Source organism: Hyphomicrobium sp. (assembly GCF_019753045.1).
In the GTDB taxonomy this organism is placed as follows: Bacteria; Pseudomonadota; Alphaproteobacteria; order Rhizobiales; family Hyphomicrobiaceae; genus Hyphomicrobium_B.
In genome coordinates, this window is the sequence record NZ_JAIELN010000012.1 from 98,987 (window position 1) to 117,793 (window position 18,807).

Here is an 18,807-nt window from a genome sequence, read left to right on the forward strand (position 1 = left end):
CTCTCCTTCTAGTTCGCGTGTTCGAATTTCAGACTTCAATGGATTTCCGCTCGCGGCGAACGCGAGCGCAACTTGCTTTCAAGATTTCTTCACGGCGCGAGTAGCGTGAATGGCCAAAGGTACACCTGCGCCATGACAAGTAGTCCGACGAGCGTCGCAAGCGCGAGTGAATGGAAGAACACAAAACGAAGTATCGCCCCCTCGTGCCCGTACCATTTGGTGGCAGTCGAGGCGACCACAATAGATTGCGCATCTATCATCTTGCCCATGACGCCGCCCGCGCTATTTGCCGCTGCCATAAGGACCGGATTGATGCCGAGCTGTTCAGCCGTGATCCGCTGCAAGCCGCCGAACAATACGTTCGACGATGTGTCCGATCCTGTCAGCGCCACACCGAGCCAGCCGATGAGCGTGCCGAAGAACGGATATGCCCATCCTGTGTGAGCAAGCGTCAGCCCGAGCGTTGCGTCGCTGCCGGAGTAACGCGTGATGAAGCCAATCGCCATCATGCACGAGATCGTCAAAAGCGAGTAGCGGACCACGTAGATGGTCTTGGCGTACATCCGCGCGAGTTGGCCGAGACTGTATCCCAAGAAGATGCCGGAGATGATCGCAGAAATCAGAATACCTGTTCCCGTGGCGGACAGAATGTTGACGTTGAAGATTGCGGCTTCGGCGTGCGGCGATTGAACGACGGGCGGCATTTTCTGCACGAGTTCGTGCAGACCCATGACCGGAATCTTCTGTATCCAAATTCCATCGAGCGCGGCGCGGACTTGCGGCGTTCCCCAAAGAAAAACGAAGACCGCGAGAATGATCCACGGCGTCCATGCGCGGCCTATAACGGCCAGCGAATGAGAGACGGCCGCCGGCGCGAGGGGCTTTTCCGGAACGGGGTCATTCGGCAGCTTGGTCATCGGAACGGCCGGGCTCCAGACCCGCAAAAAGAGCGCGAGAGCCGCCATCGAAACGAGCGAGGCGACGACGTTGACCAGCCATGGTCCGTGAAAATTGGAGACGAGATACTGCGGTATCGCGAAGGAAACTCCGGCGACGAGGATCGGCGGCCAGACTTCGATCATTTTGCGAAAACCGACGAAGGCCCAAATCAACCAGAACGGAACGATGACTGCAAAGGGCGCAAGCTGACGGCCGACGGTCGCGCTCAACTCGTAGAGATCGAGCCCGGTGACGGCAGCCAGCGCCACGAGCGGTGTCCCGAGCGCGCCGAATGCAACGGGTGCGGTATTGGCGATCAGCGACAGGCCCGACGCGGCGAGCGGCGGAAAGCCCAAGCCGATCAGCATTGCAGCCGTCACCGCGACGGGCGTTCCAAAGCCGGCGGCGCCTTCGAAGAACGCGCCGAATGAAAACGCGACGAACAGAAGTTGCAGCCGGCGATCGTTGCTTATCGCGCCGATCGATTTTTGCAGGACGTCGAACTCGCCTTTTTCGCTCGCGAGGCGATAAAGAAAAATGACATTCAGAATGATCCAGCCGATCGGCAAAAGGCCGAAAGCCGCGCCATAGACAGCGGCCATGCCGGCCATTTTCGCCGGCATTCCATAGGCGAGGATGGCGACCAGCAGGGCCGCGCCGAGGCCAAGGAGAGCGGCGATGTGGGCGCGCAATTCGAAGAGGCCGATACCTGCAAGCAGGACGACCACTGGAATGATGGCCACGACTGCGGACAACGGCATATTGGCAAAAGGGTCATATATTTGCGACCACATACGACCCGTGCCCCTCAACATCGCGGTGCTAGACTGCAGCGGTGTTTCTGGTAAATTTTTTATACCAGTGATGGCGAATGGTCAAATCAGCGAGCCATATAGCTGAACGGAAATAGATAATGGCATCCGCGGGCACGCCGGTTTAGAATTGGGCGCATTACCACAGGGATCAGGCACAATGCTTGCCGTACGTACGCCAAAAATCGCGGACGCAATCGCATCGAAAATCGAGAAGCTCATTCTCGAGGGCGCACTTCGTCCGGGCGAGAAACTCGCGCCGGAGCGCGAGCTTGCGCAAAAGCTCGACGTGTCGCGGCCGTCGCTGAGAGAAGGCATCGATAAGCTCGTGCGACGCGGACTGCTGAAATCTTCGAAGAACGGAACATTCGTCGCCCAGTTCCTGTCGCCGATCATGGCGCCGCTGGCGAACCTCTATCGCGGCAACCAACAGGCGTTCACAGACTATTTCGAGTTTCGCAAATGTGTGGAGGCGCAGGCCGCGCGAGATGCTGCGCTTCGGGCGACGGACGTCGAAAGGGCGGCCATTCGAGCCTGCCTGGACGACATGCGCAAAGCTCACAAGCTCGAGGATCCAGCGCAGGAAGCGGAAGCCGACGTGACATTGCACATGCTCGTCTACGAAGCTGGGCACAACTTCGTCGTACTGCACGTGATGCGTGCGCTCAGCGAACTTCTTCGAAACAATATCTTCTTCAACCGGAAGAACCTGTATTTGAAGGCGGGCGTCCGCGAGAAACTTCTGGCGCAGCACCTCGCAATCGGCGAGGCCGTCCTCTCAGGAGATCCGGAGCGCGCGGAAACGGCGGCGGCCGATCATATCGGCTTCGTGTTTGACACCGTTGCGGAAATCCAGAGGGCGAGCGCGCGGCTCGATACGTCGCTGCTTCGCGCGCGGAGGCGCGATTTCCTGGCAGGCTGATCAGGCAGCTCGAAGCGTCAATATAACTCGGACGCCATTATTTCGCCGCAACCTATTCACGCGGGCTTCATATCGCTGCCTTTATCCCTCATCGTCGAAGCGATAGCTTCGGCTTCGTCGAATTGAGGCATTCGCCGAATTTGCAACTAAAGAGAACGTCGAGGCTATATCGATTCGCGGCGTCATACGGGGACGCAGCAATAATCCGAGGAAACAACATGAAATCTACCCGACAAGCGATCTTGGCTGGAGCATCGCTTTTGGCAGCAGTGGCCGCAACGCCGACACTCGTTCGAGCCGACGATCAACAGAAGTGGCCGGGCAACAACGGCGACAACAGGGGCAAGGACGACAATCAAAGGCGCCGCGGCAACGAAGATCGCGGCGGTCAGGATCGCGGCCCGCGGGGTCAGCAGGATCGTGGTCAGCAGGATCGCATGCAGCAGGGTCAGCAGGACCGCGGTCAGCAGGATCGGATGCAGCAGGGTCAACAGGACCGCGGTCAGCAGGATCGCGGCCGGCAGGACCGCGGCCAGAAGGCCCAGCAGTGGCAACAGCAGCAAGAGCGGCAGGACCGGGCGGTCGGACGGAGGGATCGGGAACCGGGCTCGAATGGACCGGGCAAGCAGTTTGGCGGTGACCAGCCTAACGGCAATCCGAATGCATTCGTCAAACCGCAACAGATGAACCCGCAGCAGCAACCCCAACAGTTGCCCAACACCAAACCGCAAAACTTCGACAACCAGTTCGGCAATCCCGGTCGAGACAAAGAGAAACACAAGCGGGACCAGCAGAAGCAATTCGGCGGACGAGATCAGGGACCAAATCCCGGTGCCAGCGGCCCCGACAATCGGCCTATCGTCGACAATCCGAACGGCCCGCAGAAGCAGTTCGGCGGACGGGATCAGGGACAAAACCAAGGGCCAAACGCTGGAGGCAACAACCCCGGCAATCGGCCTTTCGTCGACAATCCGAACGGCCCTCAGAAGGAGTTCGGTGGACGGGATCCGCGCCGCGAAAATCGGCCTTTCGACAATCCGAACGGCAAGCCGCCGCAGGCGACCAACTTCGGCCAGCCACGCCAACCACTCTCTGCGGCTGACGCAAAACGCAGGTTCGAAACGATGCGCGGCGAGCGCAAAGAGGTCAAAATCGACGGTGGCAAAGGCGTTGTCATCGAAGAGCCGGGCAAACGCCGGATCTTCAAGGAGAACAATCGCATGGTCATCCAGCACGATGAGACCGAGCGGTTGCGGCGCGTGGCACCGAACGCCCGCTTCGAGAAGGGACAAGGCGGCTCGAACGTCTCGATCATCGATCGGCCCGGCGGCTACCGGGTCTATTCGGAGACCGACTCCAATGGCCAGTTGCTCCGGCGGTATCGCCGCGGGCCGGATGGACGCGATGTCATCATCATCGACAACCGCCGCCGCCACGGAAATGGTTTCGGCAAAGGCGTCGCGACGGGCGTCGGGATCGGCATCGGCGTCGTGGCCGGAGCTGCGATCCTGAATTCCATCCTCGATGTGCCGCCGCCGCGCGTCAGAATTCCGCGCGATAAGTATATCGTCGACTACGGTCGTGCGAACGATGACGATCTGTATGAAGCCCTCAGCGCGCCGCCGGTCGACGACTACGACGACCGCTACTCGCTCGATGAGATTCGGGCGACGGTCGGCCTTCGCGACCGCATGCGTCGTATCGATCTCGACGACATCACCTTCGAGTTCGGCTCGTGGGATGTCGATCCGAGCCAATACCGCAAGCTGGAACGTATCGCGCGTGGGATGAACCGAGTCATCGACCGCAATCCCAACGAGGTCTTCATGATCGAAGGCTACACCGATGCCGTCGGATCGGAGGAAGACAATCTCTCACTGTCGGACCGGCGCGCCGAGTCCGTCGCGGAGGTGTTGTCCGAGCAGTTCAATGTGCCGTTCGAAAACCTGGTCACGCAGGGCTATGGCGAGCAATACCTGAAGGTGCCGACCCAGGCTCCCGAACGGCTCAACCGTCGCGTTGCGGTCCGGCGCATCACGCCGCTTCTGTCGCGTGACAATGGACCGCCTCCGCCGCCGAGCCGGTATCCGGACTAACTCGGAGTAAGCCGTGCTTCGCCGGATCGTGCTGATAGGAGCGACTGGCTTCTTCGGACGGCGGCTTGCACGGCGCCTCGCCACCATTCCGGATGTCGAGCTCACGCTGACATCGCGCAGTGAGGAGCGAGTTCGAGACTTCGCGAAGACGCTAGAAGGGGGTGAGCACATCACCCCCTTTTCTTTTGACCGGGACGACGCGTCGAGCATCGCGCGGCTCGGGTCTCTATCTCCGTGGCTTGTCATCGACGCTTCGGGGCCCTTCCAGTCGACCGGTTACGATCTTGCGCGCGCAGCAATTGGGTTCGGTGCGCATTGGATCGATCTCGCCGACGCCCGCGACTACCTTCTCGGTTTCAGCGCCGCGCTTGACGCGGCGGCCCGGAAGACGGGCGTCGTCGCGCGTGCAGGCGCGAGTTCGACGCCCGCCTTGTCGATGGCCGTCGTCACGGACGTGACCGATGGATGGCAGCGCGTCGACAGCGTCGACATCGCGATTTTGCCCGGTGGCGCCGGTGACGTCGGCGAAGCCGTCATTCGCGCAATTCTCTCGTACACCGGCGCGAAGATCACGGTCTACGAAGAGGGTGTGGAACGGGAGATATCCGGATGGGGCAGCGTCACCCGCGCAAAGATCGCGCGGCTCGGAACTCGTTACCTGTCGCCGGTGGAGACGGCGGACGCAACCCTGATGCAGCACCGCTTCAACGTCGCGTCGCGCGTGTCGTTCAGCGCGGGACTTGAGTCCCGCATCGAACATTTCGGACTTGTCGCTCTCGCGCAGCTGAGACGGCGCGGGTTGATTTCACGGCCAGAGACCTTGGCGCCACTTCTTGGGAAGGCGCGGCGGGTAACGCGCCTCTTTGCGACCGATCGCGGAGGCATGACGATCACGTGCGCCGGGCTCGACGCGGGCGGCCGGCAAATTTGTGCTCGCTGGTTTCTTCATGCCGAGAAAGGGGCAGGTCCCGACGTTCCAGTTCTTCCGGCTGTTGCGTTGACGCGATCGCTGCTTCGCGGCGAGAGCGAAACTGGTGCCGGGATTGCGGCCTTGCCGCTCCCTGCAATCGAAGCCGAGATGACGCGGCCGTCGCTCACGACGACGCGCACCATACAAAGCGGAGGCGACACCTGCCTTCTCGCGTTGGCGTGCGGGGAAGACGCCTACCGGCGATTACCCAGCGCAATTCGAGCTTTTCACGATCAGACTGCGCCGCCAGTCTGGGCCGGCAAAGCCGACATCGACGCTTCGAACTCGATCGCCGGACGTTTACTGAGGGCTGTCTTCGGCTTGCCGTCCCCAGCGCGCGGCGTCGACGTAACGGTTACAGTGGATCGCACCGGAGACGAAGAAATCTGGCAACGGAATTTCGATGGCCAGCGCTTTGCTTCTCGGCTTGCGCACAAAGGCAGGAACGTCGTTTCCGAACGTTTTGGGCCGATCGAGATCCTGATGGCGATTGACGCCGACAGCATTGAGGTTCGGATGCCCGTTGCCGGTTGGCGCATTGGCCGGATCAGACTGCCGCTCATGCTTGCGCCGACATCGAAGACTCGCGAATTCGTGGGCGAGGACGGCCGCTTTCATTTCGATGTTGCGATCGGACTGCCGGTCATCGGGCTCTTGGCGCATTATCGCGGCTGGCTCGAGCCGAAGACCAGTCACGCTCTCAAGCAGACTTCGGTCGCATCGTCATGTACTGGGTAGGTGGGCGCCGACTAGTTGGTCGATGCGGGCCGCCAGCCGGCTGCGGTTGCCTCTTCCTCGGAGCAGAACCAGCGCTTGCCGTGTCCTCCGTCCATTCGGACCTTGTCGTACCAGGTCCCCCACGGCATGTGATAGATGCGGCCGCGGGACGAAACGTTGCCTTTGATCGCGCAACCTTTCGGAGCGGCGATTTCGGCGACTTGCCATTCGTTACGACGGTAATCCCAAGGCGCTTGCGCCTGTCCTTGCCAAACGCCGATCTTTTCCAGGCGCGCTTGGGCTTCGACGTCGACATAGGTGGTCGAATATTTCACAAAGGCCCAGGCGAGCCCGGCGCGCACCATCGCGTCTTCGATGTCGATGCCATCCACGAAGCACGTCGCGAGCGTCCGGTGATAGCGATCAGTGCCAGTGCGGTCGCAGGCAATCTCTTTGTGTTCGACCAATTTCCGCAGCATCGCCGCGGCAGCCTTTCCGCATTCCCACATCGCTCCGGTCGCCGTTTGACATGTCTGCGTCAACTCCGGCGCGTCGATGCCTTCAAGACGAACGCGTGTCTGCCCGACGTCGAGCGTATCGCCGTCAACGACTCGGCCTGGGCCCGAGACGATCGCCGGCTGGCCATTCTCCGGGCCCGTCACAGCGAGGGCCGCAATTGGCGGAAGTGCCAGGAGAAAAAGCGCACCTGCCTGAAGGCAAGTGCGCGATAGTCGAGACGAGAAAGACAATTCTGGCATGGGTCGATCCTGAATGATGGATGCGGCGCAACCTTGGCGATAGCGTGTTATAATTATGCAACCCATAAGCGATTCTCCTCATGAGCGCTAAAAGCGACGAGACGTCAGGAGGCGATTTGAAAATGTGAGAGGGGCGCTTGGCCCCGATAGACTGGTTCACCCACAGAACAGCGGGCGCCCGGAGCGCTTTGACCTTGCGCCGCAGGAGTGAGCGGCCCGTAAGTGACATAATTCGCAGCGATATTTCGGCCCGCATTACGCGGCCCGTTCGCCGCTCTTAAGAGGACTGCATGCCTTACACTCCCGCGCCGCCTCCGCTGCCGACGATACGGCCGAGCTTCGAGCGCGCTCCCCTCGGTTCAGGTCCACGCCGCACGCCTCCGCCGCCGGGCGGTGGGGGTGGGCGCCGGGGGCCGCCGGCACGACGGGGCGGCCTCTGGACGGGTATCCTCTACGCGCTGCTTTTCATCGTCGCGGTGGGTGGTGCGGGCATCGGCTACCTTCTTCTCAATCCGCCCAGCGACCTGATCCGGCAGAAGATCGCCGAAGAGGTGAAGGCACGGACCGGCCGCGATCTCATCATCGCCGGACGGGCGTCCTTCACATTCTTCCCGGTGCTGGGTCTCTCATTGAAAGACGTGTCGCTCTCGGGGCCGCCCGGAATGGACGGCCCGTTCCTCAATGCTCAAGCGCTTGAGGCCAGCCTCGATCCGATGACGCTTTTGGAGCGTCAACCGAAGATCACCGCGGTGACGCTCAAGAGCCCTGTGCTGGACCTCCGCATCGATAAAGAAGGCCGCCGAAACTGGAAGTTCGCGGCCCGCTCCGCGCCGACGCGGCTCGCTGAGTTGCAGATGCGCGGAACGCAGCGCGACACTGCTCCGATAGAGATCGCGATGGCGGAAGCCGGCGGCTCGGGAACCGATGCGGCCGATCTGAAAATCGAAAACGTCAGGTTGGAGAATGGGACGTTCCGTTTCACCGACGACCGAACGGGGAAAATTTCGGAAGTCTCGCAACTCAACGTCACGCTCGGGCTTCCGTCTCTTCAAAGCCCGCTCGTCGCGAACGGCAATCTCGTCTGGCGCGACCAGCGGCTCGACTTCGACGGCAAAGTCGCCGACGTCCGCGCGATAGCCACCGAGAAGCCGACGCAACTCTCCTTCAACGCCCGGAACTCGTTGATCACAGCTTCCTACGAGGGAGGCGTCATCCTCAAGGACGGGGCTACCCTCGACGGCAAAGTTTCGGCGCAATCGAATTCGACGCGCGGGCTTGCCACATGGTTCGGCACTCAGCTGCCGCCCGTTAGCGGCTTCGGCCCGATGTCGATCCAGGGAACGCTGAAGACAGCCGGCAACGTGACGGTGTTTTCGGACGCCGCATTCAGTTTGGACGGCGCTGCCGCCAGCGGACAGATCAAGGTGACGACCGGCGGCGTCCGGCCGTTGGTAGAGGCCGATCTCGCCGTCTCGGAATTGGATCTCAACAAGTATCTGACGAGCGCGGTAACCGGCGGGGAAGCAGGCCCTGTCGCGGACGAGGGGCAAGGCAAGAGTGCGGCAACGCCAGCGGCGCCAGCGCCGGAGTCGCCGGTTGCGCCGAAGCAGCCAACACCGGCGACGCCGGATCAGATCCAAAAATTGTTGGAAGGCTCGAAAGTTTATGGCTTCGCGCAGCGCGAGGGATGGTCGAGCGAGCCTCTGAACCTGACCCTTCTCGGCGTCGCCGACGGCAGTGCCCGCGTGAGCGTCGAGAAGCTTCATTTCAAGAATATGTCGATCGGCAAGTCATCCGTCGACGTTGCAGTCAAAAACCTCGCCATGCAGGCGAAATTCAATGATGTCGCGCTTTACAAGGGGCACGGCAGCGGCGTCCTTGCCATCAATGGATCGGGAGGCAACGCCGACGTCACCGCCAACTTCAAACTCGACAACGTTTCGGCGTTTCCGTTCCTCAAGGATGCTGCAAATTTCGGCTGGGTTTCGGGTAACGCCAATGTCGCCCTGCAGCTCTCGGCAAACGGCGCGAACCAATTGCAGCTGGTTGAAAGCCTCAACGGAACGGCCGGCTTCCAATTCGCTGACGGCGCCATTGTCGGCTTCAATCTGCCCGGCGCCATACACGGGCTCACGCAAGGCAACCTGGGCGCGCTCAGAACGTCACCTTCGGAAAAGACCGACTTCACCGCGCTCGGCGCCTCGTTCACGATTACCAACGGCGTTGCGCAGAACCAGGACCTACAGCTGATCAGCCCGATGCTGAAGGTGACAGGCGCGGGAACCGCTCACATGCCGGAGCGAACGATCGATTATACGGTCAGGCCGAAACTCGTCGCAGCGGCGGAGCCGCAGAAGGGGAACTCCGAGGCGTCAGGGATCGAAGTTCCGGTCCACATCACCGGCTCCTGGGACCAGCCTTCCTACCGGCCCGATTTCAAAGCCGTGCTGTCGGATCAGGACAAGACCGTCGAGACGATCAAGCAGATCGGCAAGAAGTTCAAAGGCAAGAATGCCAACGAAATCGTCGATCAGCTCTTCGGCAAAAAGGCCGACGAAGATCCGACGAGCAGCGCTGCGACCAACAAGAAGAAAGCCAAGGATCTGCTGAACAAGTTCCTCGGCAAAGAGGCCCAGTGACCTGCTCGATTGTCGCGCTTCGTTCGCTCGTTCGGCGTGTTGTTTTATCTTCGGTTAAGTTGATGGAACATCAGCGCGAAAAAAAATCCGCATAGGGGTCAAAAAGATCTTGCGTAGGGGGGGCGTTGGCCTCATATGCACCCTCTCTCGTCTGTCCACCTGCCAACATGGTCGAGGTTTTCCAGAACCAATGAGGTAAGGAGCGGGCGAGTCAAACCTATCTGCTGGTTGGGGAGGGTCACATGGCCTTTAATGACACCCTCTTCCAATTGGGGATGGACTTGACTCGTTCAAGCACCGCCCAAGAGGAAGATTTTTCGCGCGCTGCGTTCAACACGGAAGTAGAAGACTCGACGAGTCCCTCTACTGAACAAAGCGTAAATAGTGCAGGGACTACGATCTTTATCGATCTCCACGGCGCCAAGCGCCTCGACGACGTCAAGTCGGCCGAGCGTGCGACAAAGCGTGCCGTCGAGAGCTTGGGCCTCAAGCTCAAGAGCCTCCACCTCGATCGCGTCGCTGGCGGCGGCGTGTCGGGTGTCGCGGTCTTGGGCTCCGGGCACCTGTCCTTGCAGGCTTGCTCGCGGACCGGCTTTGCCTCCGTCGACGCGCGCGGCTGTGCCGGACTCCAGCCGGCATCCGCTTTGCTCGCTCTCGCTGAAGCGTTCGGCGCGCGCGAGGCTGTCATCCGGCGGGAACGGACGCTGTCCACCCTGACCGTGCCTGCCCTTCGCGTTGTGCCAAGAGCACCGCGCAAGGTTCAGCGCCAGAAGGCCCAAGCGAAGAAAGCGGCTTAAACCCGCTTCGCTCTCTTCAAGACCAGCGATAGTGGCCGCGATCGGAACTCTCCGATCGCGGTTTCTGGCCGTTCGCGGATTTCATGCTTGGCCGGTTCCGGCTTTCAACTCATCGAATTTATCCGACGTGGCCTTCGCTGAGGCGCGCCACTTCCTTCGGCGGTTCGGCCGCCTTCATCGCATCCGTCGGCAATAGCGAAGCGCCCGCTGACGGCGACAGCTGCCTGAAGAACAGGATCGACGACGCCGAGACGAGTGCGATCAAGATGAAGACCGGCGGAAAATGTCCGACGTCGATGGCACTGCCTCCAGCAACGTGCTGCATGCCTTCGAGCCCCATCGCAGCGATCGTCACGCCGACCGAGCCCGACAACTCCTGACAGACGACGGCGAAGCTCGTCGCGTTGCTCAGTCTCTCGGGCGGTACGTCCGCGTAAGCCAGCGTGTTGACGCTCGTGAACTGAAGCGAGCGCGACAGGCCGCCCATCAGGAACAGGGCTATGATCATGACCGGCGAGGTCGTGACAGAGAACAGCGCCGGGAACGCAGTAAACAAGCTCGCGATGATGGCGTTCACCATTAGCACGCGCCGGAAGCCATAACGCTTGATGATCGTGGCGGCCTGCGTCTTCATGAAGATGGCGCCGACGCCGGTCGCGAACGTCATCAGCCCCGACTGGAACGCCGTCATGCCGAATCCCGATTGGAACAGTAGCGGCAGCAGGAAGGGACCTGCTCCGAGGCCGGTGCGGAACAGGAAACCGCCGGCAACGCCCGCGCGGAACGTCGGGATAGCAAGCAACCGGAAATCGATTATCGGCGCCGGCACACGCAAGGCATGCCAAGCATAACCACCGAGCAGCACCGCACCGGCGGCCGTGACCAGAAACACCGTCTCGGGCCCGACGATGCCGAGGCCCATCAGCGTGACGCCGGTCAAGAACAGCGACAGACCGGGGCCGATCAACAGGAAGCCGCGCAAGTCGAAGGATCTCGACGTTTCCTCGCGCACGTCCGGAATGAAGCGGGTGATCAGCGCGAGCCCGAGAAGCGCGACCGGAATATTGATCCAGAAAATCCAGCGCCAATTGAAATACGTGGTGATGAAGCCGCCGAGAGGTGGCCCCAGGACGGGTCCGACGAGGGCCGGTACGGTCAACCAGGCGATGGCGTTGATCATGTCCGACCTCGGGATCGTACGCAGTACGATCAGGCGGCCGACCGGGGTCATCATCGCTCCGCCGATGCCCTGGAGGATGCGGGCTGCCACGAGCGTGCCGAGATCCGTCGAAAGGCCGCAGGCGATGGAGCCAGCCGCGAACACCACCATCGCAGCGCGAAAGACGTTCTTGGCGCCGAAGCGATCCGCCATCCAGCCCGACGCTGGGATGAAAACGGCAAGCGCCAGGAGATAAGTCGTCAGGGCGAGTTTAAGGTGAATCGGATTGGCGTTCAGATCCTTAGCTATCGCCGGGAGCGAGGTCGCAAGCACCGTCGCGTCCAGGTTCTCCATGAAGAGGGCCGTGGCCACGATCAGGGGGATGAAGTTGCGTCGGATCTGTTCGGTCATGGCGGGTGTCTAGCATCCTAACGCTGCCCGGCCAGCCTTTCCGGCGTGCGGCTTATGCAGGCCTCAATTGCAGAAAGGTGCGGCATAAGCCCCTCGCCACCCCTCGGATAGGGGCCTATTACCCCCTTGAGTGGTGCATGCCCATTCGAGCTAAGCTATGCGCGAATGGCGGTCCGGCTCACAATCCGGTGTCCGACATAAAACAAAACAACAGCACGGCCTCTACAGGGACCGCTCGAAGTCTCATCGAAGCCTGGACTGTGACTCGGGGAAACGCATCGCATGTCTACCAGCAAGATCATTTCGGCTGACGAAGCAATCGCCCGCATTGGCGAAGGCGCTGTTGTCGCCACAACGGGTTTTGTCCAGAGCTGCATTCCGGAAGCGCTGCACGCCGCCCTCGAGAAACGTTTCGTCGAGACAGGAGCGCCGCGCGATCTCACGTTGATCATGTGCGCAGGCGCCGGCGACAGCAAAGGGCTCGGTACTGGCCGGCTCCATCACGAAGGCCTGTTGAAGCGCGTCATCGCCGCGAACTTCGGGCGCATGCCTAAGGTTGCGCAGGCTGCCCAAGAGGACAAAATTCAGGGCTACAACCTTCCCCAGGGCGTCATCTCCAAACTTTATCGCAGCTGCGCATCGGGTAGCCCCGGTCTCTTCACGCGCGTCGGCCTTCATACCTACGTCGATCCGCGCCTCGGCGGCGGCAAAGTCAACACGAAGACCAAAGAGGATCTCGTCAAGCTCGTCGAGGTCGATGGCAAAGAGTGGCTGTTTTATAAGGCGACCCCGATCAACGTCGCTCTCATCCGCGCGACGAGCGCCGATCCGCTAGGCAATCTCAGCATGGAAAGAGAAGCGCTGACGCTCGACGTGCTGGCCCAGGCCATGGCTGCGCACAACAACGGCGGCATCGTCATCGCTCAGGTCGAGCGCATCGTCGCCGAGGGCTCGATCAAGCCGAAAGACGTAAAGGTTCCGGGCATTCTGGTCGATTGCGTCGTCGTCGCCGATCCGCCCGAGATGCATCGCATGAACTACGGCGTCATGTATGACCCGGGTCTTGCAGGCGAAGTGCGCGTGACCGTCGACAGCCTGCCGACGATGGAACTCGACGAACGCAAGATCATCGCGCGCCGCGCGTCGTTCGAGCTGCCGCCGAACGGCGTCATCAATCTCGGCGTCGGCGCACCGGACGGCGTTGCAAACGTCGCAAACGAAGAGAAGGTAACGCCCTACCTCGTCATGACGACGGAAGCGGGCGCGGTCGGTGGTGTGCTGGCGGGCGGCTCGAGCTTCGGATCATCGGCCAACGCGCATTCGATCCTCGATCAGAACCAGATGTTCGACTTCTATCACGGCGGCGGTCTCGATCTTACGTGCCTCGGCATGGCGGAATGCGACAGTCTCGGCAACGTCAACACGAGCAAGTTCGGCGGCAAGCTCAACGGTTGCGGCGGCTTCATCGATATCTCGCAGAACGCACGCGCTGTCGTTTTCGCGGGAACGTTCACTGCCGGCGGCCTTGAAGTCGCGATCGAGGACGGCAAGCTGCGCATCGTCAAGGAAGGACGCGCACGCAAGTTCGTGAAGCAGGTCGAGCAGGTGACGTTCTCGGGCCAGTATGCGGCACAGAAGGCGCAGCCCGTTATCTATGTCACCGAGCGTTGCGTTTTCCAGCTGACCGATCATGGCCTCGAACTGATCGAAGTGGCGCCCGGCATCGATATCGATCGGGATATCCTTGCGCACATGGCGTTCAAGCCGCACATCCATTCGCCGGTGACGATGAACCCGCGGATCTTCATGGACCAGCCGATGGATCTGCTGGCCGATCTCCTGAACAAGAACCTCAAGGACCGCGTCAGCTTCGATTCCGAGCAGAAGATCCTCAACCTCGATCTCGAAGGCTGGAGCGTCCGCAAGAAGGACGACATCGCCGACTTGAAGCAGGTGATCATCGATGCCTGCGAGGCAATCGGCGGCCGCGTCAATGTCGTCATCAATCAGGCCAGCTGCCGGATCGCCGAGGATCTCTACGACGAATACGCCGATATGGTCGCGTACGTTACGAAGCACCACTATGGCCGCTCCGCCCGCTATGCGACGAGTGCGCTTACCCGGCAGAAGCTGCTGGAAGCGCTGAGACGGCGCGGGCTCGATACGCACGTCTTCGCGAACGCAGCTGAAGCGTACGGCTTCCTTCAGCGCCAAGCGGCGGAATAGCCGTCAGCCTGCAAATCGTCATTGTTCGGCAAATTTAGCCGAACGATGATGCATGCCTGGAATGCGCCGCAGTGCTGTGCGGGACTTGATGGATGTGAGGCTCGTCGCCATTTGTTCGCGACTTCATTTCCTCGGGTGCATCATGGAACACAGCTTCTTCCGGGTTCTCGACGATACCGAAATCGAGACTGGCATCGAACGCGGCGGCGCTCGCCACGACGGCGTGCGGCGCGATGACGTCGCGCTGATGGATGCCTACAGCAACGCCGTCGTCGATGTCGTCGACACGGTGTCTCCGGCCGTCGTGCATGTCCAGGTTCGCAGCTCGCGCGGCGGACGTACGGGGCAAGGCTCGGGCAGCGGCGTCATCGTTTCGCCGGACGGTCTCGTACTGACCAACAATCACGTCATCGACGGCGCACAATCGATCACGCTTGCGCAGGGCGACGGCCAGCGGTTCGGCGCGCGCCTCGTCGGTCGTGACCCCGATACGGATATCGCCGTGTTGCGCGCGGAGACGACGGAGCGGCTGAAGTTCGCGCGCTTGGCCGATTCCAAGAAGCTCCGTCCCGGGCAGATCGCCATTGCGATCGGCAATCCGCTCGGCTTCCAGTCGACGGTGACGGCCGGCATCATCAGCGCGGTCGGACGGTCGTTGCGCGCGGAGAACGGCCGCCTCATCGACGACGTCATCCAGACGGACGCAGCGCTCAACCCCGGAAACTCCGGTGGTCCGCTCGTCAATTCGTCCGGTCACGTCATCGGCATCAACACCGCGACCATCATGGGCGCGCAAGGGCTTTGCTTCGCCGTCGCATCGAACACGGCTGAGTATGTGCTCACGCAGATCTTGAGCCATGGCCGCGTCCGCCGTGGCGTGATGGGCATCGTTGCCGAACACGTTGTGCTGCCGCAGCGGATCCGACACGCGCTTGGCCTCACCCAAGCGGGCGCGATCGGCATTCGCAGTGTGCAGAACAATGGTCCGGCGGAGGCTGCTGGACTGATTGCGGGCGATATTCTGATCGCGGTCGACGGCGTCGCCATTGCCGGTGTCGACGACGTTGCACGCGTTCTCGATGCGGGCCGCATCGGTCAGAAGGCGACCCTCACGGTCCTGCGTGCAGGAGAAAAGCTCGAGTTCTCGATCGTCCCGGAAGAACGGGGTTAGTGTTCTGATCGCGCACGGCGGGAGCTTTTAGCTGCGCACGGCGACTCCGCTTCGCGGAGCCGGCCGCCGTGCGCGAAATGCTACTCCCGCGTCAGGCCCTTGGCGGCAAGCTCTTCGAGATACTCGCCCCAGCGCTGATCCTTCTCGCGGCCAATGAGGTGCAGATAGCCCCACGTATAAAGCCCCGTGTTGTGGCCGTCGTCGAAGGCGATGCGCGTCGCGTAGTTCCCGATAGGCGTCATCCCCGTGATCTTGACGTTCTTCTTTCTCGGCACGGTGATGCGCTGCGACGGCGTGTGTCCCTGGACTTCGGCGGAAGGACTGACGACGCGCAGGAATTCAGCCGGCAGCTCGAACGTGCGACCGTCGGGAAATGCTGCCTTCAGCGTTTTTCCGCCGTCGATCAGTTCGAGTAGTGGCGGCGGCGTCAGCGTGCCTTTGGCGCGCTCGACTTCCGTCCACGCGCGTGCAGCCAATTCGCGGAAAATTCCGGCGTGTACGCTATCGGGCGCTGCGACCGTCACGGGCTTGCCGCTATCCGACATCTCACGGATATCCATATGCAGCGGCACTTCGCCGAGGAACGGCACGCCGAACTTTGCCGCTTCCTCGCGCGCGCCGCCGTGGCCGAACACATCCGAGCGCTCTCCGCACTTCGGGCAGAGGAAGTAGCTCATGTTTTCGATGATGCCGAGGATCGGCACCTCGACGCGCTTGAACATCGCGATGCCTTTGCGGGCGTCGATCAGCGCGAGGTCTTGCGGTGTCGAGACGATCACGGCGCCGGATAGCGGAACGCTCTGCGAGATCGTCAACTGCACGTCGCCGGTGCCGGGCGGCATATCGATAACCAGGACGTCGAGATCGCCGGTGGTACCTGCCCAATCGGTATCTCGCAGCATCTGTCCCAGCGCCGACACGACCATCGGCCCGCGCCAGACGACGGGCGTTCCTTCGTCGACGAGAAATCCCATCGACATGACTTTCAGGCCCCAGCCTTCAAGAGGCTTGATGACCTTGCCGTTGCTGACCGTCGGTTTCCCGGTGATGCCGAGCAAGCGCGGTTGTGAAGGTCCATAGATATCGGCGTCGACGATGCCGACTTTCAATCCGATCGCCTGGAAGCCGAGCGCAAGATTGACCGCGACCGTCGATTTGCCGACGCCGCCCTTGCCCGAGGCGACCGCGATGACATGCTTGACGCCAGGAATGGCTTGCGTTTTCGCGGCGGCGCTTGCTCCGGCCGCAGCTTGGCGCGGACCTGCCGCATCGCCGGTCGCGCCTTTGGCGCGCGCCTCTTGCACGCGTGGGTGCTCGGGACGGGGGCCCGACATGGCTTTGATCCCACCAGCCGGCGCTCGCGGCGGCGGCGGAGCCTGTCGCGATTGTCCGCCCTGGGCCTCGGCGGTCAGAACTGCCGTCACGCCGGTGACGCCTGCGATATCAGCCACGACCTTCTCGGCGGCGAGGCGCAGCTGCTCGAGCTCCTCGGCGCGGCTCGCCGGAATCGTGATCGAGAAATAGGGGTGGTCGTCCTTGATGAAGATCTCGGACACGAGACCAAGATCAACGATGTTGCTTTCGAGGTCTGGACCTTTGACCCGACGCAGGGCGGCAAGCACCTGTGTCTTATCGACTGGCATGAGCGTCTCCCGGGGCGCCGAAGCAGCGCCAATTTCTATCCGCGCGATATAAGTCCGGGCGGCAACGGTGGAAAGGTACAATGTGGCGGCTAAACCGCCCGAGCCCAAATATTCCCGCGACTTGCGCGCTCCCAGCCAGAACCCTAATCGTTGCGCATGCCTAATTCCGACCAGATCCTCGGCGTCATTCTTGCGGGAGGCCGCTCCCGACGTTTCGGCGGCGGCGACAAGGGGCTTGCCGATCTCGGGGGGCTGCCGATCCTTGCACACGTCATCGCGCGGTTTCGCCCCCAGGTTGGCCGGCTTGTCCTCAACGTCAACGGCGACCCGAAGCGGTTCGCTGCTTATGGGCTCGAAACGATTTCGGATGAAGAAAATCCGGAGCTTGGTCCCCTCAGCGGACTTCTCGCGGCTATGGATTGGGCGACGCGGCATGCGCCTCAGTACGTTGCGATCGCTACCGTTTCTGCCGACGTTCCGTTCCTGCCGGACGATCTCGTGGCGCGGCTCGACGCAAGCCGGGGTGACGGTGTCGCGATTGCGACGTCCGGAGACCGCCGTCATCCGACGATCGCCGTTTGGCCGACGAGTCTCAGGCAAACAATTGCGGAAGCTCTCGACAAGCGTGCTTTGAGCGTCGACAGGCTCGCGGCGCATCTCAATGCTGTTGCGGTCGCCTTTCCGATGGGCAACATTCAGCATGCGAACGTCGACCCTTTTTTCAACATCAATACGCCTGACGATCTTTCAACAGCCCGCGCACTCCTCGCCGGATCCACAGAAGGATAAAAAGCCTTGGGCAAAGAATTTCGATTTTCTCATTCATTGCCGCTGTTCGGCGTTGCGGGCTGGTCGAATTCGGGCAAGACGACGTTGATCGAAAAGCTGACGAGGCATTTTGCGGGTCAAGGACTTCGCGTCGCGACGATCAAGCATACGCATCACAAGTTCGATATCGACGCGCCAGGAAGCGATACGGCCCGGCATCGCGCTGCGGGCGCGGCTGAGACGGCGATCGTCTCGGGGTCGCGCGTTGCTGTGATCGAGGAAATCGAATCCGCCGGCGAGCCCGCACTCGAAGCCGTGGCGGCGCGGCTCAATCCTTCGGACATCATTCTCGTCGAGGGCTACAAGTCAGCGAACATCCCGAAGATCGAAGTCCGGCGGGCGGCCGTCGCACCCGAAAAGCTGTTGGCGCCGACGGATCCGCTCGTTCTCGCCATTGCGGCCGATTACGAGGTCGATGCGCACGGCAAGCCCGTGTTCGATCTCAACGACATCGATGGCATCGCCGCGCTGATCGTCAGGACGCTCGGCCCATTCAATCGCGTCCAGCAACGGGCTTAAGTGAGCCGGCTCACGAATGGCCGCTGAAGCTCGAAAAGGTCCGGAGCAGCTCGCTATTCAGGAAGGTCAAAACGAGCAGCCAGATCACGGATGCCGTGATGAACCCGAGCACGAAGTAAGCCGCCGGACTTTTCATATTTTTTCCTCCCGTAGGGACCTTAATACGGTTTAAGACAACCTGACGCGAGTGCCGAGCTTGC

General features: G+C 61.6%; 15 protein-coding genes and 1 pseudogene. 9 read left to right on the plus strand and 7 right to left on the minus strand.

What is annotated here, in order from left to right; all coding sequences use genetic code 11:
* Positions 1-89 precede the first annotated feature (89 nt).
* Positions 90-1,733: an L-lactate permease gene (locus tag K2Q04_RS14575; RefSeq protein WP_291165189.1), complete on the minus strand. Its 1,644-nt coding sequence runs from the start codon at positions 1,731-1,733 to the stop codon at positions 90-92.
* 178 nt (positions 1,734-1,911) lie between these two features.
* On the opposite strand from K2Q04_RS14575, the gene K2Q04_RS14580 reads away from it, so the two are divergent.
* Complete coding sequence (locus tag K2Q04_RS14580) at positions 1,912-2,673, plus strand: FCD domain-containing protein (RefSeq protein WP_291165191.1); 762 nt, start codon at positions 1,912-1,914, stop codon at positions 2,671-2,673.
* Between the two features lie 182 nt (positions 2,674-2,855).
* Here K2Q04_RS14580 and K2Q04_RS14585 read toward each other — a convergent pair whose 3' ends face one another.
* Positions 2,856-3,908, minus strand: a complete 1,053-nt coding sequence (locus tag K2Q04_RS14585; RefSeq protein WP_291165192.1) for a hypothetical protein — start codon at positions 3,906-3,908, stop codon at positions 2,856-2,858.
* Between K2Q04_RS14585 and K2Q04_RS14590 the strand changes: the two genes are divergently transcribed.
* Positions 3,894-4,769: an OmpA family protein gene (locus K2Q04_RS14590; RefSeq protein ID WP_291165194.1), complete on the plus strand. Its 876-nt coding sequence runs from the start codon at positions 3,894-3,896 to the stop codon at positions 4,767-4,769. The genes K2Q04_RS14585 and K2Q04_RS14590 overlap by 15 nt on opposite strands.
* A 13-nt stretch (positions 4,770-4,782) precedes the next feature.
* Entirely contained in the window at positions 4,783-6,477 is a 1,695-nt protein-coding gene (locus K2Q04_RS14595; RefSeq protein WP_291165196.1) for an SDR family oxidoreductase, read from the plus strand.
* A gap of 11 nt (positions 6,478-6,488) precedes the next feature.
* Here K2Q04_RS14595 and K2Q04_RS14600 read toward each other — a convergent pair whose 3' ends face one another.
* Positions 6,489-7,214 carry a thermonuclease family protein gene (locus K2Q04_RS14600; RefSeq protein ID WP_291165199.1) on the minus strand — a complete coding sequence of 242 codons (726 nt, stop codon included), beginning with the start codon at positions 7,212-7,214 and terminating at the stop codon, positions 6,489-6,491.
* Between the two features lie 290 nt (positions 7,215-7,504).
* On the opposite strand from K2Q04_RS14600, the gene K2Q04_RS14605 reads away from it, so the two are divergent.
* A complete protein-coding gene (locus tag K2Q04_RS14605) occupies positions 7,505-9,853 on the plus strand; it encodes an AsmA family protein (protein WP_291165202.1) in 2,349 nt (782 codons plus the stop codon).
* Positions 9,854-10,128: 275 nt separating this feature from the next.
* On the plus strand, positions 10,129-10,650 hold the full coding sequence (locus K2Q04_RS14610) for an S-adenosylmethionine decarboxylase (protein ID WP_291165534.1): 522 nt from the start codon (positions 10,129-10,131) through the stop codon (positions 10,648-10,650).
* A 118-nt stretch (positions 10,651-10,768) separates the two neighbouring features.
* Here the strand turns inward: K2Q04_RS14610 and K2Q04_RS14615 are convergent, their stop codons facing one another.
* Positions 10,769-12,220 carry an MFS transporter gene (locus tag K2Q04_RS14615; RefSeq protein WP_291165205.1) on the minus strand — a complete coding sequence of 484 codons (1,452 nt, stop codon included), beginning with the start codon at positions 12,218-12,220 and terminating at the stop codon, positions 10,769-10,771.
* Between the two features lie 282 nt (positions 12,221-12,502).
* Between K2Q04_RS14615 and K2Q04_RS14620 the strand changes: the two genes are divergently transcribed.
* Positions 12,503-14,446 (plus strand): malonate decarboxylase subunit alpha, encoded by a 1,944-nt coding sequence (locus K2Q04_RS14620; RefSeq protein ID WP_291165207.1) that lies wholly within the window; start codon positions 12,503-12,505, stop codon positions 14,444-14,446.
* A 142-nt stretch (positions 14,447-14,588) separates the two neighbouring features.
* Positions 14,589-15,617 (plus strand): trypsin-like peptidase domain-containing protein, encoded by a 1,029-nt coding sequence (locus K2Q04_RS14625; RefSeq protein WP_291165209.1) that lies wholly within the window; start codon positions 14,589-14,591, stop codon positions 15,615-15,617.
* Between the two features lie 80 nt (positions 15,618-15,697).
* On the opposite strand, the gene K2Q04_RS22240 is transcribed toward K2Q04_RS14625, so the two are convergent.
* Together K2Q04_RS22240 and K2Q04_RS14630 are read right to left on the minus strand one after the other, a co-directional pair.
* Positions 15,698-16,048, minus strand: coding sequence for a DUF971 domain-containing protein (locus tag K2Q04_RS22240; protein ID WP_366935757.1), 351 nt, complete (start codon positions 16,046-16,048; stop codon positions 15,698-15,700).
* Between the two features lie 3 nt (positions 16,049-16,051).
* Positions 16,052-17,260: pseudogene (locus K2Q04_RS14630) on the minus strand (Mrp/NBP35 family ATP-binding protein); the annotation flags it as partial.
* Positions 17,261-17,416: 156 nt separating this feature from the next.
* On the opposite strand from K2Q04_RS14630, the gene mobA reads away from it, so the two are divergent.
* On the plus strand, positions 17,417-18,049 hold the full coding sequence (gene mobA / locus K2Q04_RS14635; RefSeq protein ID WP_291165215.1) for a molybdenum cofactor guanylyltransferase MobA: 633 nt from the start codon (positions 17,417-17,419) through the stop codon (positions 18,047-18,049).
* Positions 18,050-18,055: 6 nt separating this feature from the next.
* Positions 18,056-18,607 (plus strand): molybdopterin-guanine dinucleotide biosynthesis protein B, encoded by a 552-nt coding sequence (mobB, locus tag K2Q04_RS14640; protein ID WP_291165218.1) that lies wholly within the window; start codon positions 18,056-18,058, stop codon positions 18,605-18,607.
* A 10-nt stretch (positions 18,608-18,617) separates the two neighbouring features.
* Here mobB and K2Q04_RS14645 read toward each other — a convergent pair whose 3' ends face one another.
* A complete protein-coding gene (locus tag K2Q04_RS14645) occupies positions 18,618-18,743 on the minus strand; it encodes a hypothetical protein (protein ID WP_291165221.1) in 126 nt (41 codons plus the stop codon).
* Positions 18,744-18,807: the final 64 nt, after the last annotated feature.

Coding starts and splice junctions, on each gene's coding strand:
- K2Q04_RS14590 (WP_291165194.1), top strand. CDS start 3,894: ATGGTCATCCAGCACGATGAGACCGAGCGGTTGCGGCGCGTGGCACCG.
- K2Q04_RS14575 (WP_291165189.1), bottom strand. CDS start 1,733: ATGTGGTCGCAAATATATGACCCTTTTGCCAATATGCCGTTGTCCGCA.
- K2Q04_RS14600 (WP_291165199.1), bottom strand. CDS start 7,214: ATGCCAGAATTGTCTTTCTCGTCTCGACTATCGCGCACTTGCCTTCAG.
- K2Q04_RS14605 (WP_291165202.1), top strand. CDS start 7,505: ATGCCTTACACTCCCGCGCCGCCTCCGCTGCCGACGATACGGCCGAGC.
- mobA (WP_291165215.1), top strand. CDS start 17,417: ATGCCTAATTCCGACCAGATCCTCGGCGTCATTCTTGCGGGAGGCCGC.
- K2Q04_RS14580 (WP_291165191.1), top strand. CDS start 1,912: ATGCTTGCCGTACGTACGCCAAAAATCGCGGACGCAATCGCATCGAAA.
- K2Q04_RS14645 (WP_291165221.1), bottom strand. CDS start 18,743: ATGAAAAGTCCGGCGGCTTACTTCGTGCTCGGGTTCATCACGGCATCC.
- K2Q04_RS14615 (WP_291165205.1), bottom strand. CDS start 12,220: ATGACCGAACAGATCCGACGCAACTTCATCCCCCTGATCGTGGCCACG.
- K2Q04_RS14610 (WP_291165534.1), top strand. CDS start 10,129: ATGGACTTGACTCGTTCAAGCACCGCCCAAGAGGAAGATTTTTCGCGC.
- K2Q04_RS14620 (WP_291165207.1), top strand. CDS start 12,503: ATGTCTACCAGCAAGATCATTTCGGCTGACGAAGCAATCGCCCGCATT.
- K2Q04_RS14625 (WP_291165209.1), top strand. CDS start 14,589: ATGGAACACAGCTTCTTCCGGGTTCTCGACGATACCGAAATCGAGACT.